This window comes from Streptomyces misionensis (genome assembly GCF_900104815.1).
Classification (GTDB): Bacteria; Actinomycetota; Actinomycetes; order Streptomycetales; family Streptomycetaceae; genus Streptomyces; species Streptomyces misionensis.
This window is the reverse complement of sequence record NZ_FNTD01000004.1, coordinates 327,338-339,917: the sequence shown is the minus strand read 5'-3', so window position 1 is coordinate 339,917 and position 12,580 is coordinate 327,338. Positions and strand designations below refer to the sequence as shown.

The 12,580-nt window shown below is 73.1% G+C and carries 9 protein-coding genes; 4 read left to right on the top strand and 5 right to left on the bottom strand.

Features of this window, described 5'->3' with window-relative positions; genetic code table 11:
- Positions 1 to 31: 31 nt before the first annotated feature.
- From BLW85_RS02855 to BLW85_RS02840, 4 genes are all read right to left on the bottom strand, one after another.
- Positions 32 to 1,732, bottom strand: coding sequence for a PQQ-dependent dehydrogenase, methanol/ethanol family (locus tag BLW85_RS02855; protein WP_070029364.1), 1,701 nt, complete (start codon positions 1,730 to 1,732; stop codon positions 32 to 34).
- 20 nt (positions 1,733 to 1,752) lie between these two features.
- Positions 1,753 to 2,214 (bottom strand): MSMEG_3727 family PQQ-associated protein, encoded by a 462-nt coding sequence (locus BLW85_RS02850; RefSeq protein WP_070029363.1) that lies wholly within the window; start codon positions 2,212 to 2,214, stop codon positions 1,753 to 1,755.
- Between the two features lie 271 nt (positions 2,215 to 2,485).
- Positions 2,486 to 4,633 carry a catalase/peroxidase HPI gene (gene katG, locus BLW85_RS02845; protein WP_074995946.1) on the bottom strand — a complete coding sequence of 716 codons (2,148 nt, stop codon included), beginning with the start codon at positions 4,631 to 4,633 and terminating at the stop codon, positions 2,486 to 2,488.
- Positions 4,634 to 4,836: 203 nt separating this feature from the next.
- Positions 4,837 to 6,231, bottom strand: a complete 1,395-nt coding sequence (locus BLW85_RS02840; protein ID WP_079172240.1) for a DNA-binding protein — start codon at positions 6,229 to 6,231, stop codon at positions 4,837 to 4,839.
- 337 nt (positions 6,232 to 6,568) lie between these two features.
- Here BLW85_RS02840 and BLW85_RS02835 point away from each other — a divergent pair, with 337 nt between their 5' ends.
- The 3 genes from BLW85_RS02835 to BLW85_RS02825 all read left to right on the top strand — a co-directional run bounded on the left by BLW85_RS02835 (position 6,569) and on the right by BLW85_RS02825 (position 9,888).
- Positions 6,569 to 7,240, top strand: a complete 672-nt coding sequence (locus tag BLW85_RS02835; protein WP_074990395.1) for an adenosylcobinamide amidohydrolase — start codon at positions 6,569 to 6,571, stop codon at positions 7,238 to 7,240.
- A gap of 169 nt (positions 7,241 to 7,409) precedes the next feature.
- Positions 7,410 to 7,817, top strand: a complete 408-nt coding sequence (locus BLW85_RS02830; protein ID WP_074990394.1) for a hypothetical protein — start codon at positions 7,410 to 7,412, stop codon at positions 7,815 to 7,817.
- On the top strand, positions 7,810 to 9,888 hold the full coding sequence (locus BLW85_RS02825) for a tetratricopeptide repeat protein (RefSeq protein WP_074990392.1): 2,079 nt from the start codon (positions 7,810 to 7,812) through the stop codon (positions 9,886 to 9,888). Before BLW85_RS02830 ends, BLW85_RS02825 begins: the two co-directional genes overlap by 8 nt.
- 70 nt (positions 9,889 to 9,958) lie before the next feature.
- Here the strand turns inward: BLW85_RS02825 and BLW85_RS02820 are convergent, their stop codons facing one another.
- Positions 9,959 to 11,431 carry an MFS transporter gene (locus BLW85_RS02820; protein WP_074990391.1) on the bottom strand — a complete coding sequence of 491 codons (1,473 nt, stop codon included), beginning with the start codon at positions 11,429 to 11,431 and terminating at the stop codon, positions 9,959 to 9,961.
- Between the two features lie 248 nt (positions 11,432 to 11,679).
- On the opposite strand from BLW85_RS02820, the gene BLW85_RS02815 reads away from it, so the two are divergent.
- On the top strand, positions 11,680 to 12,576 hold the full coding sequence (locus tag BLW85_RS02815) for a helix-turn-helix domain-containing protein (protein WP_074990389.1): 897 nt from the start codon (positions 11,680 to 11,682) through the stop codon (positions 12,574 to 12,576).
- Positions 12,577 to 12,580: the final 4 nt, after the last annotated feature.

Genomic DNA, 12,580 nt, shown 5'->3' with positions numbered 1-12,580 from the left:
TCTCCGCCTGAAGCGGCACTCTCGGGCGGTGCTAGACCGGTTCCGGAAGGGCGAAGACCATCAGGGCGCTGCCGTGTCCCGCGCCGAGCATGCCGGGGAGGAACCCCTCGGCCCAGCCGCCCCAGCCGACCGGTACGGCGATGTACTGCCTGCCGTCGACCATGTAGGTGGTCGGGCTGCTGTGGTGGCCGCTCCCGCACTGGAACTGCCACAGCAGCTCCCCGGTGCGGGCGTCGAACGCGTCGAACTCGCCGGAGGGCTCACCGGCGAACACCAGGTCGCCGCCGGTGGCCAGCACCGAGGCGCACATGGGCAGTTCGTTGCGCCAGCGCCACTTCTCCTCGCCGTTCGCGTCGAACGCGCTCACGGATCCCGCCATGTCCTCGATGTCCACCTGGACGCCGGCGCCCCAGTACGGGATGGACTCCTTGAACTCCCGGCGGCGCCGGGTCGCCGTGGCGCCCGTGTCCTGGACCGGGACGTAGAACAACCCGGTCCTGGGGCTGTAGGCCGCGTGCGTCCACTCCTTGGCGCCGGCCGGACCCGGGTAGAAGTGGACCGGCTCGCCCTCCTTGTCGGGGTACAGCTTGGCCGTCACCTGGCCGTCCCGGGTGATCGCGCCCCAGGTGATGCGGTCCACGAAGGGGGTGATCCCGACCCGCTCGCCGTTGGTGCGGTCGAGGACGAAGAAGTAGCCGTTCTTGTCGAAGTGGCCCAGCAGTTTGCGCCCGTCCTGCTCGAACAGGATGCACTCGCCGATGCTGTCGTAGTCCCACAGGTCGTGCGGGGTGCACTGGTAGTGCCAGCGGATCCGGCCGCTGTCCACGTCGACGGCGATGATGCAGTCCGTGAACAGGTTGTCGCCCTCGCGGACGGCACCGTCGAAGTCGGGCGCCGGGTTGCCGGTGCCGACGTACAGCAGGTTCGTCTCCGGGTCGAAGGTGCCGGTGAGCCAGCAGTTGGCCCCGCCGCGCGCCCACGCCTCGCCGTCGGCCGGCCAGGTCTCGGCGCCCGGCTCCCCGGGCTTCGGCACGGTGTAGCAGCGCCACTGGTGCTCGCCGGTCTCGAGGTCGAACGCGTCGAGGTGCCCACGCACGCCGAACTCGCCGCCCGAACTCCCCACGATCACCAGGTTCTTCACGATCAGCGGGGCGACGGTCGCGCTCTCCCCGGCCCGGACGTCGCCGTAGGTGCGGTCCCACACCCGTTTCCCGGTGCGGGCGTCGAGCGCGAGCAGCCGCGCGTTCGCCGTGACGAAGAAGACCTTGCCCTGCGCCACCGCGACTCCCCGGTTGACGTTTCCGCAGCACAGGGACACGTCGAAGGGGACGGCATGCTTGTACCGCCAGATCTCCACGCCGGTCTTCGCGTCGAGGGCCCACACCCAGCCGTCCCAGCCGGACAGGAACATGACCCCGTCCACGACGATCGGGGCGGCCTCGAACGAGTACGTCGACGCGCCCGCGATCAGCCCGGTCGTACCGGCCTGGAAGACCCACGCGGGGCCGATGCGCCTGACGTTCTCCGTGTTGATCTGGTCCAGCGGGCTGTAGCGCTGGCCGTTGTAGGCGCCGTAGTAGGTGAGCCAGTTCTGGGGTTCCTCACGGGCGTGGAGGATGCGTTCGTAGTCGATGCCGGCCGTCACCGGCGGTGCGACCTCGCCGCCCGCCACCTTGCCGCTCAGGTTTCCCTGGTCGACGGCCTCGCCCGCGTCCACGTAGTCGACGGTCATCGTGCTCCGCCTCCTTCCTCTTACGGTCGCGGCTGTGCGGGACGGTCGAGGCGGGCCTCCGGCGGGGCGTCCCCCATGACGACGATGGCCCCGGTCAGTCCCCGGCCCTCGTCATTGCCCGTGGGGGAACCGAACCAGTAATAGCCCGGCCCGTCGAGATTCAGGTGTGCCCGCCCGCGCGAATGGTTCACCAGCCAGATGAACTTCCGGTCCCCATTGCTGGGCAGCAGCGCACAGTGGGTGTTCCGATCGTCGTTGACGAGTTCCAGCTCGATATCGCCTCCGTGTGGCATGACCAGAATGGAGGGGTCCCAGGAAAGCTCGTCCGGGTGGATGCGGATGGTGGCCCGCATGCGGCCGTCCGGCTCCTCGGTGGCCCGGCCGATGGTCCCGGTGCCCAGCACCTGGCCCAGCCCCGCCTTGTTCTGTGCGTTCAACCCGATCTGGTCCAGCAGGTCGGTGCGTTCCCGCGTGGTCGTCATCGGGGTTTCACTCTCCTCGTCCGGAACCGCTGGTCGAATGGACCTCACTTCTTCTTGCGTGTCGTTTTTTCGTTTCAATGGGGCGGCACAATGAAAAGCGCCGGTTTATCGCGTCGGGGAAATCAAGAGGAAAAGGGATAAATGGATGGTCCGTAAACAACGCTACGCCGCATGAATCACGCCGACAAGGGCGGACCGGAGCGGGGCCGGGGAATGCCGTTCACCCGCGATCGGCCGCCGTTCGCCCCCGATGAGGCACCGCTCGGACGCGTCAGCCCCGGGTCGGCGCGAGGTCGTACCGGTCGAGGTTCATGACCTTGTCCCACGCGGCGACGAAGTCCCGCACGAACCTCTCCTGGGCGTCGTCGCTCGCGTAGACCTCCGCGACGGCGCGCAACTCGGAGTGCGAGCCGAAGACGAGGTCGACGCGACTGCCCGTCCACCGGACCTCCCCGGTGACGCGGTCGCGGCCCTCGAAGACGTCCGCGGCCGGGGAGCACGGCCGCCATCGCGTGCCGTTGTCGAGCAGGTGCACGAAGAAGTCGTTGGTCAGGGCGCCGGGCGCCGAGGTGAACACGCCCAGCGGCGACCGGTGGTGATTGGCGCCCAGCACCCGCAGCCCGCCCACGAGCACCGTCGTCTCGGGCACGGTGAGGTCCAGCAGATCCGCCCGGTCGACCAGCAGGTGCTCCGCGGGCCGCCGCGCGCCCTCGCCGAGGTAGTTGCGGAACCCGTCCGCGACCGGCTCCAGCGCGGCGAAGGACTCCACATCGGTCCACTCCTGCGTGGCGTCCGTGCGTCCGGGCGCGAACGGCACGCGGACGGGCAGGCCCGCGGCCTCGGCGGCCCGCTCGACGGCGGCGGCACCGCCGAGCACGATGAGATCGGCCAGCGAGATCCGCTTCCCATCGGTCCGCGCCTCGTTGAAGGACTCCTGGATGCCCTCCAGCGTGCGCAGCACCGGCGCCAGCGCCTCGGGCTCGTTGACCGCCCAGCCGCGCTGCGGCTCCAGCCGGATGCGCGCGCCGTTCGCCCCGCCCCGCCTGTCGCTGACGCGGAACGTCGAGGCCGACGCCCACGCGGTCGACACCAGCTGGGCGACCGACAGCCCGGAGCCCAGGATCCGGCCCTTGAGCACGGCGATGTCCGCCGCCTCGACGAGCGGGTGGTCCACGGCGGGCACCGGGTCCTGCCAGAGCAGCCGCTCCCGGGGCACCAGCGGTCCCAGCCAGCGCTGAACCGGCCCCATGTCGAGATGCGTCAGCTTGAACCAGACCCGCGCGAAGGCGTCCGCGAGCTGCTCGGGGTGGCCCAGGAAGCGCCGCGCGATCGGCTCGTAGACCGGGTCTAGGCGCAGCGCCAGGTCGGTCGTGAGCATCCTCGGGGCGTGCCTCACCGACGGGTCGTGGGCGTCCGGTACCGCGCCGGCCCCGCCGCCGTCCGCCGGGATCCACTGCCACAGACCGCCGGGGCTCAGCTCCAGCTCCCACTCGTAGCCGAACAGCGTCTCGAAGTACCCGTTGTCCCACACTGTCGGCGTGGGCGTCCAGGTGCCTTCGAGGCCACTGGAGATGGCGTCCCCGCCCTTGCCGGTGCCGTGGTCGCTGCGCCAGCCCAGCCCTTGCTCCGCCAGCGACGCGCCCTCGGGCCCGGGACCCAGGTGGACCTCCGGGTCGGCCGCGCCGTGGGTCTTGCCGAAGGTGTGGCCGCCCGCGATCAGCGCGACGGTCTCCTCGTCGTCCATCCCCATCCGCCGGAACGTCTCGCGGATGTCCCGGGCCGAGGTCAGCGGGTCCGGCACGGTGTTCGGCCCCTCGGGATTGACGTAGATCAGGCCCATCTGGTCGGCGGCCAGCGGCTGGTCCAGCTCCCGTACCCCGCCGTGCCGTTCGTCGCCGAGCCACGCGTGCTCGGGGCCCCAGTAGGTGTCGGCGTCGGACTCCCACGCGTCCCGCCGGCCGCCGGCGAAGCCGAACGTCCTCAGCCCCATCGTCTCCAGGGCGCGGTTGCCCGCGAAGACCAGCAGATCGGCCCAGGAGATCGCGCTGCCGTACTTCCGCTTCACCGGCCACAGCAGTCGGCGCGCCTTGTCGAGGTTGCGGTTGTCCGGCCAGCTGTTCAGCGGCGCGAAACGCTGAAGGCCGGCGCCCGCGCCCCCGCGGCCGTCGGCCACGCGGTACGTCCCGGCGCCGTGCCACACCATCCGGACGACGAGCGGCCCGTAGTGCCCGAAGTCGGCCGGCCACCACTCCCGCGACGTCGTCAGCGCCCGGTCGACGTCCCGTGCCAGGGCGTCGAGGTCGAGGGCGCGGAACCGGGCGGCGTAGTCGAAGTCCTCGCCCAGCGGGTCGGCCAGGGCCGCGTGCTTGCGCAGGGCCGTCAGGTCGAGCCGGTCCGGCCACCAGTCGCGGTTGCCCATGACCGGTGCCGGACGGGCGCCGGAGCCGGCCCGGGGCCCGGCCGGAGCCTCGACCGGTGCGGAGAGACCGAGCCCGCCCGCGCGCCCCGCCCTCCGCTGCTCACGCCCGTGGACGCCGGCGTCCACTGTGTCGGACACGGGGACCTCCTTCCCGTCCGCGCGGACGACGGCGCCGGACGTCCCGCCCGTCGCGGGCGAGGACGTCAGACGCCCAGTGCGCGGCGCACGGCCGCCGCGTTCCGCCGGGAGACCGGCAGGGTCTCCCGCGCTCGGTCCATGACCAGGGACAGTTCTCCCTTGTGGCCGCGTTCGATCTCCCGGACCCGGCCGAGGTTGGCGACGTACCGGCGGTGCACCCTCAGGAACCCGGAACCCGCCAGCTCGCCGTCGAGCTTGTCCAGACTCGTGGCGGCGGCCCGCAGCCACCCCTGATCCGTGCGGAGCCACACGTCGTTGCCCCGCGACTCGGCGAAGGAGACCTCCGCGGGATCCAGCAGCACCATCCGGTTGCCGCGCACCGCGACCAGGCGGCGCGGCGGCTCCACGGGACGCGCCGGCCCCTCCGTGCGGGGCACCGGCTCCCCGTCGAGGGCGCCGAACGACACCAGGCTCCCGATCAGGTGTCCGCAGGAGAAGACGGGCCGGATGCTGATCGACGTCGGCTCCGCGCGGGGATGGCCGACGATCTGCGTCGAACCGACCCAGCCGGGGTCGTGGGCCGCCTGCCCGGTCGCGTACCGGGAGGCCGCGATGAACTCCGGCAGCCCCGGGTTCCAGCGCAGCGTCGGATCGATCGCCGGGGTGGACGCCGGGACGCCCAGGAGCGCGCTCGCCAACTCGTCGGCGATCACCACCTTGCCCGCCGTGTCCACCGCGGCGAGCGGCGCGCCGGAGCGGGCCCTCGCCCGGGAGTAGGCCGCGACCAGCTCGGCGCCGCTGGCCCGGGCGCGCCGGCGCAGCGGGTACCGGGCCATGGTGGCCGCGTGTGCCAGCCAGCTCTCCGCGGACGCGGGCAGCCGGCCGCGCCAGCAGCACAGGCCCATGACCGCGATCGGTTCGCCGTTCACCACGTCACGCACCGCGATGCCCGCGCAGCACCAGTCGTGGAACGCCCGGCACCAGTGCTCCGGGCCGCGGATCGGCACCGGCCCGTGCGCCTCCAGCGCGGTGCCCATGCCGTTCGTGCCGGCCGCTGACTCCGACCAGCAGAACCAGGGGGCCAGCCGGGAGTCGTACGCCCTGGCGAGAGTGGCCTGGTCACCCCACTCGGCCAGGATCCGGCCGGCGGCGTCGGTGACGGTGACGACGCCGCCGAGGCCGCCCACCTCGTGCGCCACCGTGGCGGCGCGGAAACCCAGCTCGGTGAAGACGACGTCGTGCTCGGGCGGATGACCGCTCTCCGCGACGGCCACCGGGGCCTCGGTGAGGTGCGGATCGACCCGGTACTGCTCCCGGCAGCGGTGCCAGGAGATCGCCACCAGGGGCCGGACCCCCAGAACCTGGTCGTCGCCCTGGACGAACCGCTCCCAGGCCGCCAGCACGTCTCCGTTGCCCGGGTCCGCCGACACCGGCTCGACGAGCCGCGTTACATCCCTCATGGTTCAGAACCACCCTCGGTCCATCCCCAACGCCCGACGGCAGGCGCGCGGTCCGCACCGCCCGCCGCTCCTCGCGGCCGGGCCTCCAGCGGGCCGGGCACTGTCGCGCGCGTCTTCGTGCTTCGCCACAAACCTGCCTTCCCCACCCTAATTACCCCCGCCGAACGGCGCACGCCCCCCTACGGCACGGGGACCGGACGTATCCGGTGCGGACGGCCGCCTCCCGGCCCCGCCGGGCCGCGGCGACCGGCCGAGGGGGACCTCGCGCCCGTGGCCCGACCGCCTCCGCGCCGCGCGTACGATCATCGGGATCGCCGTCCCGGAGGAGCCCAGCCCAGTGACCGTCGTCCCGCCGCCCCGCGCCGCCTGCGGTGTGCTCCCGGTGCGCCTGCTGACCCGCGTCGAGTACGGCGAGGAGCTGCCGGCCCTGGCCTGGCGGGCGGGCGCCGGCTGGCGGATGATCAGCAGCGCCGTGCTGGGCGGCGGCATCGGCGAGCGGGCCTGGGTCCTCAACGCCCAGGTCTCGCACGGCTACCGCAGGACCGACCCCGAGGCCCACCTCGCCGGCCTCGCCCACGACGCCGGGCTGCGCGGGCCGGGCGTCGGCCTGATGACCGCCGCCGACGTGCGCCGGTACGGCCACGCGCACGACGGGGGAGTCGAAGCCGTGGCCACCGCGGGGCTCGGGGTACGCGGCTGGGCCGCCACCCCCGCGCCGGGCAGCGCCGCGCCGCCCGACCCGGGCACGATCAACATCGTCGTCGCGGTCCCCGCCCCGCTGACCGACGCCGCGCTGGTCAACGCCGTGAGCACCGCCACCGAGGCCAAGGTCCAGGCACTCCTCGACTCCGGTTACGACTGCTCCGGCACTCCCACCGACGCGATCTGCGTCGCCGCGCGCACCCCCCGCCCCGGCGAACACCCCGACTCCTTCGCCGGCCCCCGCTCCCTCTGGGGCGCCCGCCTGGCCCGCGCGGTCCACTCCGCGGTGAGGGCAGCGGCGGGGTGAGGCGTGCGCCCGGCGAGCAGGCCCGAGGCCGCGCCCGCCGGAGGCCACCGGCACCCGGGCCGATCCGAAGACACGTACGGAAACAGCCTCCGGAAACACCGAGCGGAGCGTCCGTGCTGGATTAGAGTCGAACGGGCAGTATCCGCGGGCCAGGGGGGCCAGGTTGGACATGGACAACGAGCGGGTCCGGGTGAACGTGTTCACTCCCGGTGATCCCGCGTCACGGGCGGCCGCCGAGGCCGCCTTCGAGGCGGCCGAGAGCGCCGGCAAGGGCGTGGACGCGCGGGGGACCGTGCCTCTGGCCGACGTACTGATGATCGGCTCGGTGGCGACGCACGCCCTCGCCTACCTGATCAACACGCTGCGCAAGGCGTGGAGCAAAGGCGTCGTGGTCGACGCGATGGGCGGCCGCCTGACCATCCGCCAGGACCCGGCCCTGCCGCGCGGCACGGTCGTCGTCCGCTCCATGTCCGGAGAGGTGACCGTCCGGGACGGTGCCGGGCTGGCCGACGCCATCACCGGAGCGCTCCCGAAGCGTGCCGGCAGCGGCGACTCCGAGGAGCAGGAGAATGCCTGACCCCGGACGCAGCATTCTCTTCCGGGACCAGCAGAACCTCGAACTCGCCGAAGAGGCACGGGAGATGAGCCTGGCGTTCGCCGACTCCGCCTACCTGCGGTGGATCAGCGGCGAGGCGGATGCGCACCGGGCCTGGGAGATGTACTTCGACCGCACCCAGCGCCAGGTCCGGACGCTGCTGGACGGACTGCTCGCCACCTTCCCGCCCGAGGACCGGGACAAGGCGCTCCAACTGGCCGGTACCGTCGAGGCGTTCTGCCTTCCGTCGGACGCCGTGGAGTCGCGCGTCTTCGAGAACCCCGGCTCGGCCACCGGCTTCCTCATCGGCATCTCCCCCCTCGCGGTCCAGCTCAGCGCGGAGATCGCCTGGGGCATGAACCTCGCCCATCCATACCTCCCGGAGGACCTCCCGGACGGCTGGGAAGCCGCCACCATGCACGCGCAGGAGTCTCTCGCCCTCGTCCTCAGCCGCTATGTGCGAGCGGCGGAACGGCTCGGCGAGGCACCGGTGCCCATGAGCATGGTGGTCATGGCGATGCAGAAGTCCACCGGCCCCGACGGCGGGCCCCGGGACTGCTACGACGCGGCGCTCGCGTTCGCCCTCACACACGAACTGGCCCACATCCGCAACGGAGACCTGCTGCCCACGCGGCACCGGCAGGCGGCGTCGCTGATCCCGGAACACATGGCGTCCGCGCTGGACATATCCGCCGAGGAGAACGAGGAACTCACCGCCGACGCCGCCACCTTCACCGCGTGCTTCAACTTCCTGCTCACCGTGGCGACTTTGGCCCCGGACAACCCCCTTCGCGACGCACGCAGCCCGCGCGAACTCCTGCATCGCCAGGCGCAGTTCATGATCACCGCGTGGCACAGCGCACGCCGTGCGACGGAAGCGTGCGAGGCCTACTACACCGCCGTGTCCATCCTGTCGGACATCGCGTTCCGCCGCGGTGACGACGACGCATCGAGCCGACTGCTCACCACCGCGATGCGGCTGCCCTACATCCAGAGCTACGTCCAGCGGGTGCGCGAGCAGGTCCTGAACAAAACGTACGGACCGTACGTGTGGACGGAGTACGACGTCGCGTACCGCAAGGGCTACGGAAGCTGGCGCGCGTTCTTCGTCGGGAACCTCCTGCCCGCGGTGAGCCGCGACCAGCGCGCGGAAGAGCCCGACTGGTTGTCCGACTGGAAGACCCCCGCCGACCTGGCCAGGGAACCCCGGTACCTGACCGCCGTCATCGACGAGGGGCAGCGGCAGGTCGACGCGATGGTGCGCGAGTCGGGACCCGACGCCGGAGAGACCCTCGCCGCCCGGGCCAACCTCGCCTTCCTGCGGTCACAGGCCGGGGACACCGCCGGGGCGATCAACGCCCTGGTGAACCTGATCCCGGACATGGAACGGGTCTGGGGAGCCGACGACCCGAACATCTTCCCCGTCCGGCACAACCTGGCCTGGCTGCTCGGCGAGACGGGGGACACGGCCGGAGCCGTGGCGGCCTTCACCGAACTCCTCGCCGTGCAGGAGCGCGTCCTCGGCCCCGACGACCCGGACACCCTCGACACCCGGTACGAACTCGCGCATCTGCGCGGCACCGGCGGGGACGTGGCGGGCGCGGTGGCCGACTTCGTCCGGTTGCGCGCCGACCACGAACGGGTCCTGGGGCCGGAGCACGCCGCCACCCTCGCCACCCGCAAGAGCCTCGCCCACTGGCAGGAGCGTCTGGGGGAGGCGGCACACGCGGCGGCCACCCGCGCCGAACTCCGCTCCGACGAGGTGACGGTGTTCAACCCGGACCACCCCGGCACCCGCGCCGCCTACGAGGCACGACTGGAGGAGCACACGCGCAAGCTGGGCCGCGGCCACCCGGACACCCTGACCACGCTGTGGTTCCTCGCCGTCCTGCGCGGCAAGGACGGCGACGCCACCGGTGCCGCCGCCGCGTACACCGAACTGCTCGAACACGACCTGGAGCCACTCGGTTTCGACGAGGTGGACCTCCGGATCACCCGCGACAACGCCGCCCACTGGCGGCGCGTCGCCGATGAGCGGCACCACGCCGGCTGAGGCCCGCGGGCGGCGGCCGGCCGAGCCCGGTGCGACCGGCGCCGGCTCCTGCCGCCCCGCCCGGCGGGCGTCAGCCGCGGGGCAGGAAGAGGCGGGAGAGCGCGGTCGTGGCGAGCAGGAGGGCGGCGACGGTGAGGAGACCGAGCCGCATGCCCGGGAGGGAGAAGGTGCCGTCGGAGGCCGACAGCAGGCTGCCGAAGAGGGCCACCGCCAGCGCACCGCCCAGTTGCCGCAGGGAGTTGAGCAGCCCCGACACCGTTCCCGCGCGCTCCGCCGGCACCGCGTCGATCAGCAGGGCGGTGAGCGCGGGCACCGCGAGCGCCCCGCCCACGCTCAGCGGCACCAGCAGCACCAGCACCAGCCACACCGGGGTGTGCGCCGCCAGCGGCAGCATGGCCAGCATGGCGACCGCGAAGACCAGTTGTCCGGCGACGATCACCGGCCGCCGCCCGATCCGCTCCGCGAGCCGCGGCGAGACGAGGTTGGTGGCCGTCACCACCGCCGACAGCGGCACGAACATCAGCCCCGCCGCCACCGCCGACATCCCCCGCAACTGCTGGTAGTACAGCCCGAGCAGGAAGATCCCGCCGTAGAAGGCGGCGTTGACGGCGAACCCGACCGCGAGCGGGACCGACACCCGGCGGTTGGCCAGCACGGCCGGCGGGATCATCGGCTGACGGTGCCGTTTCTCGACGACGCCGAAGAGGACCCCGGAGACGACGGCGAGCGCCGCGGCGGCCGGCACCAGGGGGCTGGTCCAGCCCAGGTGGCCGCCCTCGATCACCGCGACCGCCAGCCCGGCGAGCGCCAGTACGGCGGTGAGCTGGCCCATGGCGTCCAGCGCGGCGGGCCGTCGCGGTGAACGCGGCACGCGCGCCAGCAGGGCCAGGATCACCGCGCCCACCGGGAGGTTGAGCAGGAAGACCGCCCGCCACCCGGCCCACTCGGTGAGCAGCCCGCCCAGCACCGGGCCCGCGGCCATCGCCACCGAGCCGCCGACCGTCCACAGCGCGATCGCCCGGGCACGCTCCCTGCTGTCCTCATGGGTCTGCCGGACCAGCGCCAGCGAGGCCGGCATCACGACCGCGGCGGCACCGCCCTGCGCCACCCGCGCGGCGACCAGCACACCGATGCCGGGCGCCAGCGCGCAGCCGAGGGACGCCAGGGTGAACAGGGCCACGCCCCAGGCGTAGGCGCGCCGGGCACCCGCCCGGTCGGCGATGGCGCCGGCGGAGAGCATCAGCGCGGCGAACATCAGGGTGTACGCGTCCACCACCCACTGGAGCCCGGCCATCCCGCCGCTGAGCGACTCACGGATCGCGGGCAGCGCGATGTTCACCGCCGACACGTCGATGGTGATCACGGTGAACCCGAGGAGCGAGGCGACCAGCGCGACACCCGCCCGCCGGGCCGTGACGGCGGTCGGGACGGGCGGCGTGGCTGGTCGGGCCCCCTGCGGCACTTGCGGCCCTGGCCTCGGCACCGGGCTTTCGGGCTCGCAGCCGGGGGCGGCGGTCGGCGGTGCGGAAGAGGTGCCGGGCATGATGGCCTCCTGGACCGGTCAGTCGTGGTCGGCGGTGTCCCTCGGGACGGTCGGGCGGGCGGCCGCAGTGGTCCGGGACCGCGGCCCGGTGTCGTGCACCCCCTGGGTCCCGGTGGCCGGGCCGCCCGCTTGGCACCAACTGTGCGCCCGCGCGGATCCGCCCGGCAGACCGCGCCGTACCGGGGTGCGGCGTTCCTGGCCCTGACACGGCCCCCCAACCCCCTTGCGCTGCTGACACAATTGACCGAATGGGAGCAGCAACGGACGCGCGCGGAACCGAACTCGGCAGGTACCTGAAGGCACGCAGGGCGCAGGTGCGCCCGGAGGACGTGGGCCTCCCGGCCGGTGCGGGCCTGCGCCGCACCCCGGGACTGCGCCGTGAGGAACTCGCCGCGGTCGCCGGGGTGAGCGTGGACTACTACATCCGCCTCGAACGCGGCCGCGAGACCAACCCCTCGCCCGCCGTCGTGGACGCCCTCGGCCGCGCCCTGCGCCTGCGCGGGGACGCCTACGAACGCCTGCACGAACTCGCGGAGTTGGCGTCCGGCCGGGTGGCCGAACTGCCCGCCAGCTCGGACCACACCGTCCGCGACTCCGTGCTGCGGATGCTGGAATCGGTACGGCCGCTGCCCGCCTACGTGGTGAGCCGCTACAACCGGTTACTCGCGGCGAACCCGCCGGGCCGGCGGCTGCTGCCCGGACTCTGGGACTGGCCGGAGCACCAGCGCAACCTGACCCGTTACCTCTTCCTGCACCCGGTGGGGCGGACGCTCTACGAGCCCTGGGAGGAGACGGTCGCGCTCTCGGTGGCGCATCTGCGGGCGGTCGCCGGCGCCGGCCCCGACGACCCCGAACTCACCACACTCGTCGGTGAACTGGTCCTGAAGTCACCGGAGTTCGCCCGGCTGTGGGAGCGGTACGACGTGTGCGAGCGCGGCGGCGGCCAGAAGTGCTTCCGGCACCCGCAGGTCGGGGCGATGACTTTGACGTACGAGGTGATGCGACTGGCCCGCACCGGCGGCCAGCGCATGGTGGTCTACCAGGCGGCTCCGGGCACCGCCGACGAGGAGGCCATGCTCCGCCTGGAGGCCGAGGACGCCCGGGGTGAACGCGAATCCGCCCCGCTGCTGAGCATGAACGGCTGACCGA